Origin of the sequence: Vaginella massiliensis (assembly GCF_900089075.1) — a bacterium.
Taxonomy (GTDB): Bacteria; Bacteroidota; Bacteroidia; order Flavobacteriales; family Weeksellaceae; genus Weeksella; species Weeksella massiliensis_A.
In genome coordinates this window covers 627269-644137 of the sequence record NZ_LT593747.1, presented here as the reverse complement: position 1 = coordinate 644137, position 16869 = coordinate 627269, and the positions used below count along the sequence as shown (strand labels likewise).

Below are 16869 nucleotides of genomic sequence, written 5' to 3'. Positions count from 1 at the left end.
AACCAACTCAATTTTATTATAGTCAGCACTTTGTGCTGACTTTTTTTGTTTTACTTATTTTGTGTTTAATAAAAAAAAATCCGAAGCCAATGGCTTCGGATTTTCATGATTGATGAATTGACTTTTTAGTCTTGTACAAAATATTTATAGAAATACGGAATGGTTTCGATTCCTTTATAGAAATTGAACAATCCGTAATGTTCGTTCGGTGAGTGAATCACATCCGTATCCAATCCGAATCCCATTAAAACCGATTTAGAACCTAATTCTTCTTCGAACAAGGCTACAATCGGAATTGATCCTCCGCCACGTTCTGCAATGGCTTCTTTTTCGAAAGTTTCGCCCAATGCTTTCTTCGCAGCAATATAGCCTTTGTGCGAGGTTGGTAAAATATAAGGTTTTCCACCATGATGAGGCGTTACTTTCACTTCTACAGAAGACGGAGCCAAGGTTGGGAAGTATTCTGCAAATTTTCTAGCTATATCTTCGTGGTCTTGACCTGGAACCAAACGCATCGAAATTTTGGCATAGGCATGCGAAGGGATTACTGTTTTTGCTCCTTTGCCAATGTAGCCACCCCAAATTCCGTTTACATCTAAAGTTGGTCGGGTAGAAGCGCGCTCGATGGTAGAGAATCCATCTTCGCCTTGGATATCTTTTATACCAATCGATTTTTTATACTCTTCTAAGTCGAATGGAATTTTAGCCATTTCGGCACGCTCTTCTTCGGTCAGTTCTATTACATTATCGTAAAAACCAGGAATGGTGATATGCCCTTTCTCATCGATCAATTTAGAAATCATAGTTGCCAAAACATTGATCGGATTTGGCACAGCGCCACCGTAAACTCCCGAATGCATATCGCGATCTGCTCCTTTTACTTCTACCTCCAAATAAGCGAGCCCGCGCAATCCAACATTGATTGAGGGTTGATCGTTGGAGATAATCGAGGTGTCTGAAATCAAGATGACGTCATTTTTCAACTTTTCTTTGTTGTTTTTAACATAATTCACCAAACTTGGAGAACCGACTTCTTCTTCGCCTTCGATCATGAATTTTACATTACAAGGCAGTTCGTTGGTCGCAATCAACGCTTCGATTGCTTTTACATGCATAAAGAATTGACCTTTGTCGTCTGCTGCACCTCGAGCGAAAATTGCACCATCTGGATGAATTTCTGTTTTCTTGATCACTGGCTCAAACGGCCCAGATTCCCAAAGTTCTAGCGGATCTGCAGGTTGCACATCGTAATGCCCATAAACCAAAACTGTTGGTAAATTGCGGTCTATAATTTTTTCGCCATAAACTACAGGGTATCCCTCTGTTTCAGCAATTTCTATATTGTCGACATTGGCTTTTCTTAGAAATTCGGCAACCTTTTCTGCTGTATCCAAAACATCTTGTGTATAAGCAGGGTCTGCACTGATTGAGGGGATTTTTAAAAGTTCAATTAATTCATCGAGAAATCGTTGCTTGTTTTCTTGAATAAATTGTTGTGTCTTTTCCATTATTTTGAATTAAGAATATTGGCTTAAAATTAGCAATAAATCTACAATTAGGGGCTATGAATCAGAATAATTATCTTTGTAAAAAAATATTCATGATCATTTACAATACAACCTATTTTGTAGAGAGTGAAATCGCCAACGAGTGGTTAGATTGGTTTCAGGACGAACATATTGCAAAACATCTAGAACATCAACATTTTCAGGGAGCAAGGTTGACGAAATTACTCACCAACCAGCAAGAGGGTGTGGACTCCTATTCTATGCAATTATTTTGTGAAAACCAAGCGAAATTAATGCAGTTTAAAAAAGATATATTGCCATATTTGCAAACAGAAAGTCTAAAGAAGTTTGGTACGAAAGTTCTTTCATTTGAAACAGAAATGGAACATTTGAGAGATTTCGAAGCGAATTAAAAAAGGAGCGTAACTGCTCCTTTTTTTATGCCTCAAAACTACGTGCTGCAGTTAAGGTTTTGTCTATTTCTTCTGTTTTAATAGCGTCGGAGATGAACCAAGTTTCGTAACCCGAGGGGGCGAGATAAATGCCATTTTTCAGCATATGATGGAAAAATTTATTAAACGTAGAATGATTTGCTTTTTGGGCATCATCAAAGTTGATCACTTTTTCGTCTGTGAAGAAAACAGACATCATCGACCCGAATCGGTTGGTCTGGTGTGCAATTCCTTTTTCGCTAAGGATATTGGTAATTTCTTTATCTAATATTTCGGTCGTTTTATCTATTCGATCATAGAGATTTTGGTCTTTGTTCAAGATATTCAAGGTGGTGTAACCAGCTCGCATCGCAATAGGATTACCGCTCAAGGTACCGGCTTGGTAAACAGGACCAAGTGGCGCAAGGTGTTCCATGATCTCTTTACGAGCAGCAAATGCGCCCACAGGAAATCCGCCACCAATTACTTTACCAAAAGTTACAATATCTGCTTCTATTCCCAAACGTTGTTGCGCTCCTCCCAAACTCAAACGGAAGCCAGTCATCACTTCATCAAAAATCAACAAAGTTCCTTTTTGATTACAAAGTGTTCTAAGGCTTGCGAGAAATCCTTCTTCTGGTACAATGCACCCCATATTTCCAGCAATAGGCTCTATAATGATGGCCGCTATTTCATCCTCGTTTTCTTCAAATATTTTTTTTACCGATTCAATATCATTATAGCGTGCAAGCAAAGTGTCTTTTGCTGTACCTTGTGTTACACCTGGCGAGTTGGGATTGCCAAAAGTGGCAGCGCCCGATCCTGCTTTGATCAGAAAGGCATCGGAATGCCCATGATAGCATCCTTCGAATTTTATGATTTTATCTCGTTGGGTAAAACCTCTAGCCAATCGTATGGCAGACATACAGGCTTCTGTACCTGAATTCACCATTCGAATCATATCAATATTTGGTACTACAGCAGTGATGAGTTTGGCGATTTCGGTTTCGAGCTCTGTTGGTGTACCAAACGAAAAACCATTGTTCATTTGTTCTACTGTTGCAGCTAACACCTCTGGGTGAGTATGTCCCAAAATCATTGGACCCCAAGAGTTGATAAAGTCGACATAGTCGCGATTGTCTTCGTCTGTAATGTAAGCACCTTTGGCTTTTTTTATAAACAGCGGCGTTCCACCCACCGATTTGAATGCTCGTACTGGTGAGTTTACACCTCCAGGAATATAATTTTGTGCCTCTGCAAACAAGGCGCTACTTCTTTGGTATAACATAGTTTTGAAAAATTTTCGATGTAAATTTCGGTATTAATCAGCAATTAAAAAACCCTCTCAAGAGGGTTTTTGTCATGATCTTTTTTGTAAATTCAACAGTTGTCCAACTTTGGGTTGTGTGCCTGGTGACATGCGATTGTATTTGTACAAATTGATGATTTTCACGCCAAATCGTTGTGATATAGAATACATATCGTCACCAGCTTCTACAACATAATTCGATTTGTAGCCTTGGCTTTTTTTCTTGTTTAGGAATACTATTTGTCCCGCTTTGAGTGTGGTGTTTGGTGTAATTTCGTTGTATTCAGCCAATTTCTCGATTTCGATTTTGTAAGTTTTCGCCAAATCGTTGATGCTTTCCCCTTCTTTCACCGTTACATAACGAATATTGTTGGGATGATTTTTCAGGCGTAATGAAGCCAATTCTGGTTGAGAATTGAAAATGATATTTTTTTCTTTATAGGTTAATTCTTCGGTTTTAGGAGTTTTTGGAGCAGTTTCGATTTTTGCCATTTGTGGTGCTGCTGAATTTTTTTGCGTTTTATTTCTTACAATATACGAATTCATTGCAGGTTCGAATGCACCATACAAATCGACCAATTTCACCAACACATCCTCAACAGAAATACGGTCGAACTGATCGAGATTATATTTTTCTATTCTCGAAATCAGCATAGAAGGATAGCGAGGGTTGGTGGCATAACCAGCTTTTTTCAGCCCATATGCCCAAGCTTTGTAATCGTATAAGTCGAGCGTAAACAGGTTTTTGTAATAGGGTCTTTCTGCCAAAAAAATAGAATGGTCGCGGTAACTTTGTTCGGGGTCATCGTATACCCGAAAACATTCGCCTATGGCATCGTCGTTATGATAGATTTTTCTGCCCGTCCATTCGGTTTTACATTTTATTCCAAAATGGTTGTTACCTTGTTCTGCCAGTCGGCTTTGTCCGCCTCCAGTTTCAATTAGCCCTTGTGCCAATTTGATGCTCGCTGGTATTTTGTATAATTGTTGTTCTTGCACAGCGAGATAAGCATATTTACGGATGTATTCAATATCTCGATTTTCTTGGGCAAAAATTGCAGTCTGAAATAGAAGTATTACTAGTAAACAAATCTTTTTCATGTGTCACGATTTGGTTAGACAAACTCAAACTTGAATCCTTTATTTCCTTGAATTCCTCCTGTATGGATGACTAAAATTTTGGTTTTGGGTTGAAAACAATCTCGCTGGATCATGTCCCACAATCCAAACATCATCTTTCCAGTATAGATTAAATCTAAAGGAATTTTGGTTAAATTATAAAAATTCTTTACAAAATTAATCAATTCTTCCGAAATTTTAGCATATCCATTGAAATGATAAGCATTAATCAATTCATAATTAATATTTAACGAAAATTTTTTGATTTCATTGTGTAGAAAATCAGCATTTTTCAGCGCTGGAAATCCCAAAACTTTTTGATCTTTCTCCACGCTATTCAAAATTCCGCTTATCGTTCCGCCCGTTCCTACAGCACAACAGATATAGTGATACGATGTTGTTGTTTGGTTCAAAATTTCTTCGCAACCTTGCACTGCCAGACGGTTTGTTCCGCCTTCGGGTATGATGTACGATTGTGGGAATTCGGCTAGTAAATTCTCTAAATAAACTTGCTCATTTTTTTTTCGATACGATTCGCGATCGATAAACTTCAACTGCATTCCGTTTTCTACTGCAGCACTTAACGTTGGGTTTAGCTGGGCATGGTTTTCCAATTCATCGCCCCGAATAATTCCTACCGTTTCGAAGCCATATAATTTGCCCGCCGCCGCAGTTGCCGCAATGTGGTTTGAGTAGGCGCCACCAAAGGTAATCAAGCTTTTTTTGTGCAGTTGAGCTGCTTGCAACAGATTGTATTTCAGTTTACGATACTTGTTTCCCGAGATGGTAGGATGGATAAGGTCTTCTCGTAAAATGCCAAGACTGATTTTTTTCTGTTGGAGCAAAGGATGATTGAGTTCATCAATTCGACTGCTTTTATCGATCCATTTCATTATAAATAGTTTAGAAATGAAAATAGTTTTCGAGTTTTGAGATAATCCAAATTCTGATCGTTGGCATAAGCTTCTCGCTCGAAACTGATGTTGCGGTATGCTAAGTTTGGGTCTTTGTATTGAAGGATGCGTAAGCCATATTCGACAAAATACCAAATGAAAAATACAAACCAAAAAAGCTCTAATTGTTGTACGATGTGGATGGTCTCGTGGTTCATGGTTTTTTTGTTGAATTTTGTCTGTTTATCGCGCACGAGGATAAACGGGAAAACAGTCATGGCAACTACATTTTTACGAAGAAAATGTTTGGAAACAATCGTCAACATTACAAAAACTTTCGACAAAATTAGTATTTTTACTTTAAATTAAATACGATTTTAAAACCTAGAATTATGCTAAAAAACACCATGCTGATTACCGCTCTTTTTTTATCTAGCTTATCATTTGCACAGTTGAATTTGCCAAGAGAATCTTCGTTCTCGCAGGTGAAACAAACGATCGGACTCACCACGGTTGATCTAGCTTATAGCCGACCAAATGTGAAAGATAGAACGATTTTGGGAGGTGTTGTGTCTTACAACGAGATTTGGCGTACAGGTGCCAACGAAAATACGACTTTAGACTTTTCTTCCGACGTTATGGTCGACGGTCAGGCTTTGCCCAAAGGTAAGTATTCGATTTACACCAAATTCGATCGGCAATTTGTAGAAGTTTATTTTTATAAAAAGAATGACAACTGGGGAAATCCCGAGAAATGGGATGAAAACGAGGTTGCTCTTAAACTGAAAACGCGTCATTACAGAGCAAATGCTTTTGTAGAATCGTTCACCATCGATTTTTCTGATGTAACGACAGAAGAAGCAAAGTTGAATCTTTCTTGGGGAGATACTATGTTGACGCTTACGATTACGACGCCTACTCATCAGACAGCTTTAGACGAAATCCGCTCGAAGGTAAATGAAAATTCGTCGGCTCGTGACTTGTATTCAGCGGCGAATTATTATTTTATGAAAGGAATTGAATTGCAACAGGCTAAAAAAATGGTTCAGAATGCGATTGCAAAATCGGGCGAAAACGTTCCGACATACTTTACCGAACTCTTAGAAAAAATCAATAAAAAGCTAAAATAAAAGGCTTCTCTAATAAGGCTGTTTCAAAATAATAGCGAATTCTCTGTAAAGCTCACTAATGTTTTGAGGCAGCTTTTTTTGGGCTAAGATTCTGTGTTTCTTTTTTGGTTGAGCAGATGCTCTTTATTTTCCGCCCAAAGCTCTTTTATTTCTCGACTTGCCGTGGTGAGCGGTTCTGTGAGCAAACTGTTTTCTTTAACTTCTGGATAAAAAAAATCCAAAACAGGCTCAATCACCAACAATAGGGTGGAAGAGAGCAGGATGTAGAATACCACTCCCAAAAAAGCTCCAGCAATTCGATTCACAAATCCCAAACCTACCGTCTCGATTGATCTTTGAATCAAGCGCGACACCACATGAATGCTTAGGTAAATGAGACCAAAGGTGACAACAACAGCAACAATAGAAATAAAGGTTTCGGATACCCATTCTAATGGCAGCAGAATCGCTTCTAGGAGTTTGTAAAATTTCAGACTCATGAACAAGGCAACGATGATGCCTAAAAGTCCGACAAGCTGAGCGATGAAACCTTTAGCAAATCCTCTGATTGCTCCAAACACGAGCGCAATCCCAATGACTAAATCCAATATGTTGAAATCGTTCAGATTCAGAAAAAAAAATTAAGCCGTTACTTTTTCGTGCTTTTGAGCAATTTGTTTCAATTTTTCTACCAAAATATCAATCTCTTCTTCGGTGTTCAAATGGCTGAATGAAACTCGCAATGGCGTAAAATGTTGCAATTCTTCTTCGGTGTACAGAGAAGCCATCACATTCGATACTTTAGCGGCACCTGAACTGCAAGCGCTACCTTGTGAAACGGCAATGCCCGCCAACTCCAACTCGAATCCGATAAGCGAATCTACAAAAGGAAGTTTCAGATTGAGTACGGTATAAAGGCTGTTTTCCAAATCGGCGCTGTTCCCATTGAAATCAATCGCTGGAATGGCTTTTCTCAATTGATCGATAGTGTATTGTTTCAACGATTTTATTTTTTGCTGATAAGACTCCATGTTTTCTATGCAAAGTTCCAGAGCTTTGGCAAGTCCAACAATGCCGTAAACATTTTCTGTTCCAGATCTCATGTTTCGTTCTTGTCCTCCACCCGTAATCAAAGCTTTGATGGGAGATGATTTTCGAGCGAATAAAAATCCGGCTCCTTTTGGACCATGAATTTTGTGTGCCGAACACGAAGCAAAATCAATTCCTAAATCTTCAAAATCGAGGTGATAATGCCCAATTGTTTGTACGGTATCGGTATGGAAAAGGGCATCGTGTTCTTTGCAAAGTTTGCTGATGCGTTTAATGTCTAACAAATTCCCAATTTCGTTGTTGGCATGCATCAACGAGACGAGGGTTTTCTTCGATTGGTCTTGGATTAACTTTTCGAACTGCTCGTAATCAATGTTTCCATCTTTTTGTACATCGAGTCGTACGATTTCTACATCCGTTTTGCATTCCATATCTTTTACCGTTTCTTGCACGCATTTGTGCTCAAGCGTGGTGGTGATGATGCGTTGCACGCCCAAATCTTGTACGCAAGAACGTATAATGGTGTTGTTGGATTCTGTACCCGATGAGGTAAAATAGATTTCTGCCGGACTTACATTGAGATAATTCGCAATTTTTTTTCTCGATAATTCAATCAGTGCTTTTGCTTCTCTCCCAAAAATATGGGTCGAAGAGGGATTACCAAAACAATTTTTCATGGCGCTCACCATTTCTTCTATCACTGCATGATCTAGTGGAGTAGTGGCTGCATTATCTAAATATACCTTTTGCATGATCTTTATTTAATTTTCAAACTTCCTACAAAAGTAAGAAATTCTAAGTGGTAAAGAAAATGAATGACAACTATTTAAATCTTACCAAATCTTCGCTGTAAAATCGCCACTCTGGCGTAAGAATTTCACCTTCTTTTACATAATACCATGGTGAAATTTCGGGATTATTCTTGTTGTTGATGATGTGTATGGCATTCGACGCATCAATGCTTTGTCCCAACAGCATTATTTTATTTCCGTGAGTATCTTCGGCAAGGTCAAGAACGAGTACTACATTGCTTTTGGGATAGGAATAGTGATAAAACATATCGCCAATCTGAATGTTTTTTAAAGAAATGTTTTGGGTGTCATTTTCGAGCGAACTGTTGTCTAAATATTGAAAAGCATACTTCAAATACGCCAAAAAATCTTCGTACGATTTGGTTGAAGAATAAGCTGTAAAGGGTTGAATTTCTTTATAATCGCTGAATTTTATCGCGTTATAGTTTTTTTCCTGAAACAGGTATTCATAATACAAACGGTACGCAGCATTAGTATTGAACTGTTTCTTTTTGTTGACCAATCGTGTATTTACCGTTGCGATATAATCGTCTTCTTGGGTGAAATTTTTTATAGGTTTGAAATTCAATCGGGAAATAAAATAGGCATAATCGTTTGCGGCAAGAATTCGAATAAAACTTGTAGGCAACGGAATACGGTTGTTGACGATTTGATTGGTTTGAATATTCACTAAACTTGTCGCTTTGGAGTCCGAACCAAAAATTCCTTCATTAAAAACATCATTCACTGTAGAACATCCTAAAAATAAAAGACCCCAAGAAAGAATTAACCATTTTTTCATGTCGACCTATTCCGCAAGATTTGTACCAATGTTAATTTTTTAATAAATTGATTTGATCTCTGTAGGCTGCAGCTTTGATAAAATCTAGATTTTTAGCCGCATCTTCCATCTCTTTGGTCAATTTTTCGATCAATTGTTCTTTTTCTTCTTCAGAATAATTCATTTTGTCTTCTGCTGCAAAATTCGAAACCCGTTTCTGTTCGTAAGGATTGAGTTCGAATTGCTCGGCGTTTTGATTGATCGACACAATCTTTTTGTTGAGCGCTTGCGGCGTTTGATGATGATCCAAATTGTATTGATGTTGTATTGCTCGCCTTCGATTGGTTTCGTCTATCGTTTGTTGCATGCTATCGGTGATTTTATCTGCATACATGATTGCCAATCCTTTTACATTTCGTGCAGCACGTCCAACGGTTTGGGTCAGCGATCGATTGCTTCGCAAAAAACCTTCTTTGTCGGCATCCAAAATCGCGACCAGCGAGACCTCTGGTAAATCCAGCCCTTCTCTGAGCAAGTTGACACCAACCAAGACATCGAACAAGCCAGCACGCAAATCTGCCATGATTTTTACTCGTTCTAGCGTATCGATATCCGAGTGTATGTAATTGGTTCTGATTCCGTATTTTGTGAGAAATTTGGTTAACTCTTCTGCCATTCTTTTGGTAAGCGTTGTGACCAAAACGCGTTCGTCCAATTCGATTCGTTTTTGAATTTCTTCCATCAAATCATCCATCTGATTTTGAGACGGACGAACTTCTATGATGGGGTCTAATAACCCGGTCGGACGAATCACTTGTTCTACCACTACGCCTTCCGACTTTTGTAATTCGTAATTTGCTGGCGTTGCCGAAACAAAAATTACTTGATTTTGAAGCGCTTCGAATTCTTCAAATTTCAATGGTCTATTGTCCATCGCTGCTGGTAATCGAAACCCGTATTCTACCAAATTCTCTTTTCTAGATCGGTCGCCACCATACATGGCATGCACTTGTGATACCGTAACATGCGACTCGTCGATCACCATCAAATAATCTTTTGGGAAATAATCGAGCAAACAGAATGGCCGAGCTCCGGGTTCGCGACCATCAAGGTAACGAGAATAGTTTTCGATTCCCGAACAATAGCCCAATTCTTTTATCATTTCTAGGTCGAATTCGGTTCGTTCTTGCAGTCGTTTTGCTTCGAGGTGTTTTCCGATTTCTTTGAAGTATTCGACTTGTTTGCCCAAATCTAATTGAATGTTGTGTATGGCTGCATTCAGCGTATCTTTTGACGTTACAAATAGATTGGCAGGATAGATGTTGATTCTTTCTAAACTCGATTTCAACTGCCCTGTCTCGATGTCGAAAATTTGAATTTCTTCTATTTCATCACCAAAAAAACTAATTCGAATTCCCTCGTCTGCATAGGCAGGAAAAATGTCTACAGTATCGCCTTTTATCCTAAAATTACCGCGCATCAGCAAGGCTTCTGTTCTAGAATATAATGATTGAACTAACTGATGCAGAAGATGCGTTCGGGATAAAACTTGTCCGACCTCTAGGCTGATTACATTCTTGTGAAACTCGGTCGGATTACCAATTCCGTACAGACAAGAAACCGATGCAACGACCAAAACATCTCGTCGACCCGATAGGAGAGACGAAGTCGTACTCAACCGAAGTTTTTCGATCTCTTCGTTGATCGATAAATCTTTTTCGATATAGGTTCCAGATGTTGGGATGTAAGCCTCTGGCTGATAATAGTCGTAATAGGATACAAAGTATTCGACCGCATTGTTTGGGAAAAATTCTTTGAACTCCATGTACAACTGCGCTGCTAAGGTTTTGTTGTGAGCCAAAACGAGCGTAGGTTTTTGTACTTCTTTTACAACATTGGCAATGGTAAAAGTTTTTCCTGAACCTGTCACGCCCAAAAGGGTTTGGTATCGATCGCCGTGCTGAATTCCTTTTACCAAAGAATCAATCGCTTTGGGTTGGTCACCAGTAGGTAGAAAATTTGAATTGATTTCGAATTGCATAAGGCAAAATTACAAAGAGATATTCATAATGTGTTATAGATTGGCTGAAAATAAAAAAGGTAACGACGATTGTTACCTTTTCATCAAAACCACAAAAAAATGAGAAATAGTTTATTCTAAAACAAACTCTCTTCACTACAATAATGAAAACCACTATCTAATGATGGGACAAATATAGACCGAGATTTTGTAGGGCAGCGGTTTTTGTTATGGTATTTTTTGTTGGTGTCTATAAGTTAAATTGATGATTCGAGGAAATGTTCTGTTATAACCTGATAGGCGAAAGAATGCCTTGCGTTTGGTGTATTTTTACACTAGGATTTTTTTGCAATTTCCCAGAGTGAATCCAAAGTTTCGAGGTCGATTTCTCCTAAAATTAATCCTTTTTCTCGAGCAATTTTTTCTAATTTCTGAAATCGCTCGATAAATTTCGAATTGGTTTTGGCAAGCGCATCGTCTGGTTTGATCCCAACAAATCGGGCGTAGTTTATCAAAGAAAAGAGAACGTCGCCAAATTCTTCTTCTTTTGCAGCGAGATTGGTCTCTTGTTCAAATTCAAAAATTTCTTCTTTTACTTTGTCCCAAATTTGCTCAGTGTTTTCGAATTCGAATCCAACGCCCTTTACTTTTTCTTGAATTCGGTAGGCTTTTACCATTGCGGGGAGCGAGCTTGGAACACCTGCTAAGACAGAAGTGTTTCCTTCTTTCAGCTTTAGTTTTTCCCAATTTTCGAGAACTTCTTGTTCAGAATTCACTTGCGTTTCGCCGTAGATATGGGGATGACGATGAATCAATTTCTCGCAAATTCCATTCAAGACATCGGCTACGTCGAACTGATTTTTTTCTTGGGCTATTTTAGAATAAAAAACTAGGTGAAGCATGAGATCACCTAGTTCTTTCTTTATTTCATCGGTCTCTTGGGCGAGAATAGCGTCAGAGAGTTCGTACGTTTCTTCAATGGTAAGTGTACGCAAGGTCTCGCTAGTTTGTTTTCTATCCCAAGGGCATTTTTCTCGCAATTCGTCCATGATATCCAATAGACGACCGAATGCTTCTAATTGCTGCTTGCGAGAATTGTTCATGTATTATTCTTTGTCTTCTTTTTGGTCTTCTTTTTTGGTAGTTTTTTTAGCAGCTGGTTTTTTCTTTGGTTTTTCTTCAGCTACTTCCTCGGTTTTTTTGGCTCTCGTTGTTTTTGTTTTTTTCTCTTCTTTCGGAGCTTCTTCAGTCGTTACTGCTTCTTCATTTTGTGTTTCTTCCATTTGTGCCTGGTGTTCTGCAATGGCTTTTTCTACTGCTTCTACATCAATATTCAATAGTCCTTTGCTTTGTAATAAATTGTACCATTGGAACAATTTTTTCAAATCAGAATCATATACACGTTCTGCATCATATTCTGGTAAAACTTCTTCCATATAGGCTCTCAGGTTTGCACCAGATTCTTTATGATTGATTGCTGGTCCGCCGTTTTCTTTTTTGTAGATTCTGAAGAATACTTCTGCTAAAGGATGTTCTTGCGAAACACCATAAATCGCTACGTTGTCCAACAAACTTACATTGTAGTTTGCCGCAATGTTCATTTTTCTACCTTTGTCTAAATCTTCTACTACAAATCCACTGCGTGTTTGAGAGATTAATTTGTATAAACCTGGTTTACCAGAAATCGCAATAACTCTTGTTAAATCCATAATTGTATATGTTTAAAATAGCGCTATGAAGGGAATTTCATTTTGTAATGTACCGAAATGTTTCCCTTCGAAATATTCTTTAATTTGTTACTAATCAACTTTTTTTTGAAGTTCGAAATATAATCAATAAATAGTTTTCCTTCCAAATGATCGTATTCGTGTTGAATGACTCGGGCACGAATATCCGAAAAAGTTTCGGTTTTTTTGTTCCAATTTTCGTCGTAATACTCTAGGGTAATCGATTCAGGTCGCGAAACTTCTTCGTGAATACCTGGAATGCTCAAGCATCCTTCACTAAATTTCCATTCGTCGCCAAAGGTTTCGATTTTTTTTGGATTTATAAAAACTTTTTTGAAATTTTCTATCTTCTCCTTTTCATCTTCATAGTCTTCATCTTCAGCAAACGGTGAGCAATCAACCACAAAAAGCCGAATATCTTTTCCGATTTGTGGGGCAGCCAATCCCACTCCATTCGAATCGTACATGGTATCGAACATGTTGGCAATCAACTCTTCCAAATGCGGATATTGCTCATCAATATCAGAAGCTACTTTTCTTAAAATAGGGTCGCCATAAGCGATAATTGGTAAGACCATGTTTTTCTACCTAAAATTTTTGCAAAGATATAATTCTTATTTTCTTGATAAAAACGATTGTAAGATAATTGTCGCACTTATTTTGTCGAGCGAGCCTTTTTCTTGTCGTTTTTTCTTCTTCATTCCGCCAGAAATCAAAGCCTGCGAAGCCATTTTACTGGTAAACATTTCGTTTTCGCGGTGAATTGTAATATTCGGGAACTTTTGACTGAATTTTTTGATGAATTCTAAGATCTCTTTTTCAATATCATTCAGCTCACCGTTTAGCTTTTGTGGAAATCCAATGACCAAATCCGATACTTTTTCTTGTGCAATATACTGCGTCAGAAAATCCATCAATTTGTTGGTTTCTATGGTGTCTATTGGGCTTGCGATGAGCTGCATTTCGTCTGTAGTTGCTACGCCAGTGCGTTTTCCGCCATAGTCTAGAGCAAGTATTCTCGCCATAATTTATAGGTTAATATAGCAAAGTTATCGTTCCCGTCGCTTTTTACCTAATAAAGCCATTATATTTGTAAAAATATTTAGACCAAATGGAAAATTTAAAATCTATAATTGAGCAAGCTTGGGATAATCGAGATTTGTTGCAACAAACTGATACTCAAAATGCTATACGCGAGGTGATTGAGCTTATTGATCAAGGTAAATTGAGATGTGCAGAACCCAATGGTGATTCTTGGCAAGTGAACGAGTGGGTGAAAAAAGCTGTGGTGATGTATTTCCCGATCCAGAAAATGGAGACGCTAGAAGCCGGAATTTTTGAATACCACGACAAGATGGAACTGAAACGCAATTACGCCGAGAAAGGAATTCGCGTTGTGCCCAATGCTGTTGCGCGCTACGGGGCTTACATCTCATCGGGTGTGATCTTGATGCCGTCTTATGTCAATATTGGTGCCTATGTAGACGAGGGAACTATGGTAGATACTTGGGCTACGGTTGGGTCTTGCGCACAGATTGGCAAGAATGTACATTTATCTGGAGGTGTAGGAATCGGAGGTGTGTTAGAGCCTTTGCAAGCAGCGCCTGTCATCATCGAAGACAATGCGTTTATCGGCTCTAGATGCATTGTGGTAGAAGGAGTAAGGGTTGGTAAAGAAGCAGTATTAGGGGCGAATGTCGTACTCACGGCTTCTACCAAAATCATCGACGTTACGGGTGATGAACCTGTAGAAATCAAAGGCTATGTGCCAGAACGATCTGTTGTAATCCCGGGCTCGTATACCAAAAATTTTGCAGCTGGTGAATTTCAGGTTCCATGTGCATTGATTATCGGAAAACGAAAACCCTCTACAGACCTCAAAACATCGTTGAACGACGCGTTGCGCGAATACAATGTAGCGGTATAATTTTCAACTAAAATTCATCGAGAAACTGTCTCAATATGTTGATTACTGAGTAACAAATCAGCATGAGGTGGCAGTTTTTTTTTGTATGATGGTAGGAAGTTGTACGTGAAATGCACATTAAATAATTAGCCTTGATGCCCAATTCGCTATTTCTGATTTTCGTGAAATTGGATAAAAAAAAAAGAATCCCAAATTGCTTTAGGATTCTCTCGAATTGATCTTTTCAGACCATTTCTTTGATACAAAACATTGATAATAAATAAGTAATAAAATGCATTTACGCTATATGAATTTTCTTAAGAAACTCATTTTTGCAAGCAACTTTACTACGGACAGTTTCATATCAAAACTTTTAAATATATAAATTGAACGACTCTCGGAGAGAAAGAGAGTCTAAATTGTCTTCAGACTCTCCTTAAGTAAAACTTAATGAAAATCACTCAAACTTAATTGAATTGATTTCTATTACAAATATATGACAAAAATCATATACGAAACAAATTAAATCAGAATAAAATCAGTTAAAATAAAGTTAAAGTTTTTTAACCTTGACTTGAAACGTACTTTAGGCCAACGATAGAGGCAATCAGCGTACTGATAAAAAATAGACGCCAAAAATTGATTGGCTCCTTGAAAAAGAAAATGCCCATCAAGACGGTGCCAACGGCTCCAATCCCAGTCCAAACGGCGTAGGCTGTACCCAATGGCAAATGTTGAGTCGCTTTGATCAGTAGTGCCATGCTGGTGATTAAGAAAAGTAAAAACATACCGTACCAAAGGTATTCGGTAGATTTTTCGGTTGCTTCTTTGGCTTTTCCTAAACTAAATGTAAATCCGACTTCGCAAAAACCTGCGACGATTAAAATAATCCAATTCATGAATTAATTGTTGATGGTTGTTGAATTTGTTTTTTGATTTTAATAGCTTTATTATGAAATTGTTGGCATTGCAACTCAATTCCATTGGGTTTGCCATTTCGCAATTTCATCTTCATTCAGCTGACAAGCAGCCAATTCTTTTTCAATTTTTTGTTGGTTCATATCAAATCCGATAAAGACCAATTCGATGATTCGATCGCCCCAAAGTGGAGACCATTTTTTTTCGATATCTTCCTTATTGATTTGGTAATCTGCAAATTGTTTTCGCTCTTCTTCGGGCATTGCAGACCACCAAACGCCAGCCGGATCGATGCGTATACTTCCGCCAGCTTGACTCAGAAAAATGGCATCGTCTGGACGATTTGCAAGCCATAGCAATCCTTTCGTGCGGTAGACTGTGCTCGGAAACTGATTGTTGAGATAAGATAAAAATCGCTCGGCATGAAAGGGTATTTGCGAACGAAAAACAAATGATTTTATACCAAATTTTTCATGTAAATGATCGTGATGCGTGCAATTTTCTCCTGCGCAATCGTGCTGATGGTGTTCTGAATGATCTACCGATTCGATTGCCTGCACCCAAGCGTCCATATCTTGTGCTTTTTCGAAATCGAACAAATTGGTATTTAGAATTTCTTCGATGTTGATGTTGGCAAAAGTAGAAGGTATAATTTTTGCTCCCGGATTCAATTTTTCGAGAAGAACTTTGATTTTTAGCAATTCTTCTTCCTCAACCAAATCGGTTTTATTGAGCACGATAACGTTCGAGAATTCTATTTGGTCTATGAGCAAATTTACAATCGGGCGATTATCATTTTTGTCCGCAGTCAATCCACGATCATAAATCACTTCATCGGTACCGAAGTTGTTGAAAAAATTGTATGCGTCAACCACGGTTACCAAGGTGTCTAATCGAACCTTGTTTTGTAAATTAATCTTTCCGTCTGGACTCACAAAATCGAGCGAGAGCGCAATAGGAGCGGGATCCGAAATGCCAGACGATTCGATCACCAGGTAATCGAATTTCTTTTCGTTGGCGATTTTTTCAATAGCCAAAATCAGATCGTCTTGCAACTCACAACATACACAACCATTCGACAATTCGATCATTTTTCCATCCGATGCCAACAGCGGATTATCGTTCATGATCATTTTGGCGTCTATGTTCACTTCGCCCATGTCGTTTACAATGAGCGCAATTTTCAGTCCTTCTTTATTGTGTAGAATATGATTGAGTAAAGTTGTTTTTCCGCTTCCTAAAAAGCCCGATAAAACCGTTACGGGTATGCGATTTTCCATGTTTGCTAATTTGGAGTTAAGATAGTG

18 protein-coding genes are annotated in these 16869 nt (G+C 38.3%); 3 read left to right on the top strand and 15 right to left on the bottom strand.

Annotated features, from left to right (window positions below):
- Positions 1–125: 125 nt before the first annotated feature.
- A complete protein-coding gene (locus tag BN8061_RS10370; protein WP_068599058.1) occupies positions 126–1508 on the bottom strand; it encodes a dipeptidase in 1383 nt (460 codons plus the stop codon).
- 92 nt (positions 1509–1600) lie between these two features.
- Between BN8061_RS10370 and BN8061_RS10365 the strand changes: the two genes are divergently transcribed.
- A complete protein-coding gene (locus BN8061_RS10365; RefSeq protein WP_068599056.1) occupies positions 1601–1921 on the top strand; it encodes a DUF4286 family protein in 321 nt (106 codons plus the stop codon).
- A 25-nt stretch (positions 1922–1946) separates the two neighbouring features.
- On the opposite strand, the gene hemL is transcribed toward BN8061_RS10365, so the two are convergent.
- From hemL to BN8061_RS10345, 4 genes are all read right to left on the bottom strand, one after another.
- The gene (hemL, locus tag BN8061_RS10360) at positions 1947–3227 is read right to left on the bottom strand and encodes a glutamate-1-semialdehyde 2,1-aminomutase (RefSeq protein WP_068599054.1); all 1281 of its coding nucleotides are present in this window, start codon (positions 3225–3227) and stop codon (positions 1947–1949) included.
- Positions 3228–3299: 72 nt separating this feature from the next.
- Positions 3300–4349: a glucosaminidase domain-containing protein gene (locus BN8061_RS10355; protein WP_068599052.1), complete on the bottom strand. Its 1050-nt coding sequence runs from the start codon at positions 4347–4349 to the stop codon at positions 3300–3302.
- 14 nt (positions 4350–4363) lie between these two features.
- Positions 4364–5260 carry a 1-aminocyclopropane-1-carboxylate deaminase/D-cysteine desulfhydrase gene (locus tag BN8061_RS10350; RefSeq protein WP_068599051.1) on the bottom strand — a complete coding sequence of 299 codons (897 nt, stop codon included), beginning with the start codon at positions 5258–5260 and terminating at the stop codon, positions 4364–4366.
- On the bottom strand, positions 5260–5604 hold the full coding sequence (locus BN8061_RS10345; protein ID WP_317038991.1) for a hypothetical protein: 345 nt from the start codon (positions 5602–5604) through the stop codon (positions 5260–5262). The genes BN8061_RS10350 and BN8061_RS10345 overlap by 1 nt, the downstream gene beginning before the upstream one ends.
- 48 nt (positions 5605–5652) lie before the next feature.
- On the opposite strand from BN8061_RS10345, the gene BN8061_RS10340 reads away from it, so the two are divergent.
- Positions 5653–6390, top strand: a complete 738-nt coding sequence (locus BN8061_RS10340) for a DUF2911 domain-containing protein (protein WP_068599049.1) — start codon at positions 5653–5655, stop codon at positions 6388–6390.
- Positions 6391–6473: 83 nt separating this feature from the next.
- On the opposite strand, the gene BN8061_RS10335 is transcribed toward BN8061_RS10340, so the two are convergent.
- The 8 genes from BN8061_RS10335 to ruvX form a co-directional block, all read right to left on the bottom strand.
- Positions 6474–6977, bottom strand: a complete 504-nt coding sequence (locus BN8061_RS10335) for a CvpA family protein (RefSeq protein ID WP_068599048.1) — start codon at positions 6975–6977, stop codon at positions 6474–6476.
- Between the two features lie 33 nt (positions 6978–7010).
- Positions 7011–8171 carry a cysteine desulfurase family protein gene (locus BN8061_RS10330; protein ID WP_068599047.1) on the bottom strand — a complete coding sequence of 387 codons (1161 nt, stop codon included), beginning with the start codon at positions 8169–8171 and terminating at the stop codon, positions 7011–7013.
- Positions 8172–8241: 70 nt separating this feature from the next.
- Positions 8242–9012: a DUF4846 domain-containing protein gene (locus tag BN8061_RS10325; RefSeq protein WP_068599046.1), complete on the bottom strand. Its 771-nt coding sequence runs from the start codon at positions 9010–9012 to the stop codon at positions 8242–8244.
- Positions 9013–9043: 31 nt separating this feature from the next.
- Complete coding sequence (gene uvrB / locus BN8061_RS10320; RefSeq protein WP_068599044.1) at positions 9044–11032, bottom strand: excinuclease ABC subunit UvrB; 1989 nt, start codon at positions 11030–11032, stop codon at positions 9044–9046.
- A 314-nt stretch (positions 11033–11346) separates the two neighbouring features.
- On the bottom strand, positions 11347–12114 hold the full coding sequence (gene mazG, locus BN8061_RS10315; protein ID WP_068599042.1) for a nucleoside triphosphate pyrophosphohydrolase: 768 nt from the start codon (positions 12112–12114) through the stop codon (positions 11347–11349).
- 3 nt (positions 12115–12117) lie between these two features.
- Positions 12118–12720, bottom strand: coding sequence for a DUF5606 family protein (locus BN8061_RS10310; RefSeq protein ID WP_068599040.1), 603 nt, complete (start codon positions 12718–12720; stop codon positions 12118–12120).
- Between the two features lie 23 nt (positions 12721–12743).
- Positions 12744–13316: a peptide deformylase gene (gene def, locus BN8061_RS10305; RefSeq protein WP_068599038.1), complete on the bottom strand. Its 573-nt coding sequence runs from the start codon at positions 13314–13316 to the stop codon at positions 12744–12746.
- A gap of 36 nt (positions 13317–13352) precedes the next feature.
- Entirely contained in the window at positions 13353–13763 is a 411-nt protein-coding gene (gene ruvX, locus BN8061_RS10300; protein WP_068599036.1) for a Holliday junction resolvase RuvX, read from the bottom strand.
- 86 nt (positions 13764–13849) lie between these two features.
- Between ruvX and BN8061_RS10295 the strand changes: the two genes are divergently transcribed.
- On the top strand, positions 13850–14665 hold the full coding sequence (locus BN8061_RS10295) for a 2,3,4,5-tetrahydropyridine-2,6-dicarboxylate N-succinyltransferase (protein WP_068599034.1): 816 nt from the start codon (positions 13850–13852) through the stop codon (positions 14663–14665).
- A gap of 542 nt (positions 14666–15207) precedes the next feature.
- On the opposite strand, the gene BN8061_RS10290 is transcribed toward BN8061_RS10295, so the two are convergent.
- Together BN8061_RS10290 and BN8061_RS10285 are read right to left on the bottom strand one after the other, a co-directional pair.
- On the bottom strand, positions 15208–15543 hold the full coding sequence (locus BN8061_RS10290; RefSeq protein WP_068599033.1) for a DMT family transporter: 336 nt from the start codon (positions 15541–15543) through the stop codon (positions 15208–15210).
- A gap of 75 nt (positions 15544–15618) precedes the next feature.
- Positions 15619–16842, bottom strand: a complete 1224-nt coding sequence (locus tag BN8061_RS10285) for a CobW family GTP-binding protein (protein WP_068599031.1) — start codon at positions 16840–16842, stop codon at positions 15619–15621.
- Between the last annotated feature and the right edge of the window lie 27 nt (positions 16843–16869).

Excerpts from the sequence above, each read along its gene's own strand:
- BN8061_RS10350 (WP_068599051.1), bottom strand. The coding sequence starts at position 5,260 with ATGAAATGGATCGATAAAAGCAGTCGAATTGATGAACTCAATCATCCT.
- BN8061_RS10295 (WP_068599034.1), top strand. The coding sequence starts at position 13,850 with ATGGAAAATTTAAAATCTATAATTGAGCAAGCTTGGGATAATCGAGAT.
- BN8061_RS10325 (WP_068599046.1), bottom strand. The coding sequence starts at position 9,012 with ATGAAAAAATGGTTAATTCTTTCTTGGGGTCTTTTATTTTTAGGATGT.
- BN8061_RS10285 (WP_068599031.1), bottom strand. The coding sequence starts at position 16,842 with ATGGAAAATCGCATACCCGTAACGGTTTTATCGGGCTTTTTAGGAAGC.
- BN8061_RS10310 (WP_068599040.1), bottom strand. The coding sequence starts at position 12,720 with ATGGATTTAACAAGAGTTATTGCGATTTCTGGTAAACCAGGTTTATAC.
- def (WP_068599038.1), bottom strand. The coding sequence starts at position 13,316 with ATGGTCTTACCAATTATCGCTTATGGCGACCCTATTTTAAGAAAAGTA.
- uvrB (WP_068599044.1), bottom strand. The coding sequence starts at position 11,032 with ATGCAATTCGAAATCAATTCAAATTTTCTACCTACTGGTGACCAACCC.
- BN8061_RS10340 (WP_068599049.1), top strand. The coding sequence starts at position 5,653 with ATGCTAAAAAACACCATGCTGATTACCGCTCTTTTTTTATCTAGCTTA.
- BN8061_RS10355 (WP_068599052.1), bottom strand. The coding sequence starts at position 4,349 with ATGAAAAAGATTTGTTTACTAGTAATACTTCTATTTCAGACTGCAATT.
- BN8061_RS10370 (WP_068599058.1), bottom strand. The coding sequence starts at position 1,508 with ATGGAAAAGACACAACAATTTATTCAAGAAAACAAGCAACGATTTCTC.
- mazG (WP_068599042.1), bottom strand. The coding sequence starts at position 12,114 with ATGAACAATTCTCGCAAGCAGCAATTAGAAGCATTCGGTCGTCTATTG.
- BN8061_RS10365 (WP_068599056.1), top strand. The coding sequence starts at position 1,601 with ATGATCATTTACAATACAACCTATTTTGTAGAGAGTGAAATCGCCAAC.
- hemL (WP_068599054.1), bottom strand. The coding sequence starts at position 3,227 with ATGTTATACCAAAGAAGTAGCGCCTTGTTTGCAGAGGCACAAAATTAT.
- BN8061_RS10330 (WP_068599047.1), bottom strand. The coding sequence starts at position 8,171 with ATGCAAAAGGTATATTTAGATAATGCAGCCACTACTCCACTAGATCAT.
- ruvX (WP_068599036.1), bottom strand. The coding sequence starts at position 13,763 with ATGGCGAGAATACTTGCTCTAGACTATGGCGGAAAACGCACTGGCGTA.
- BN8061_RS10290 (WP_068599033.1), bottom strand. The coding sequence starts at position 15,543 with ATGAATTGGATTATTTTAATCGTCGCAGGTTTTTGCGAAGTCGGATTT.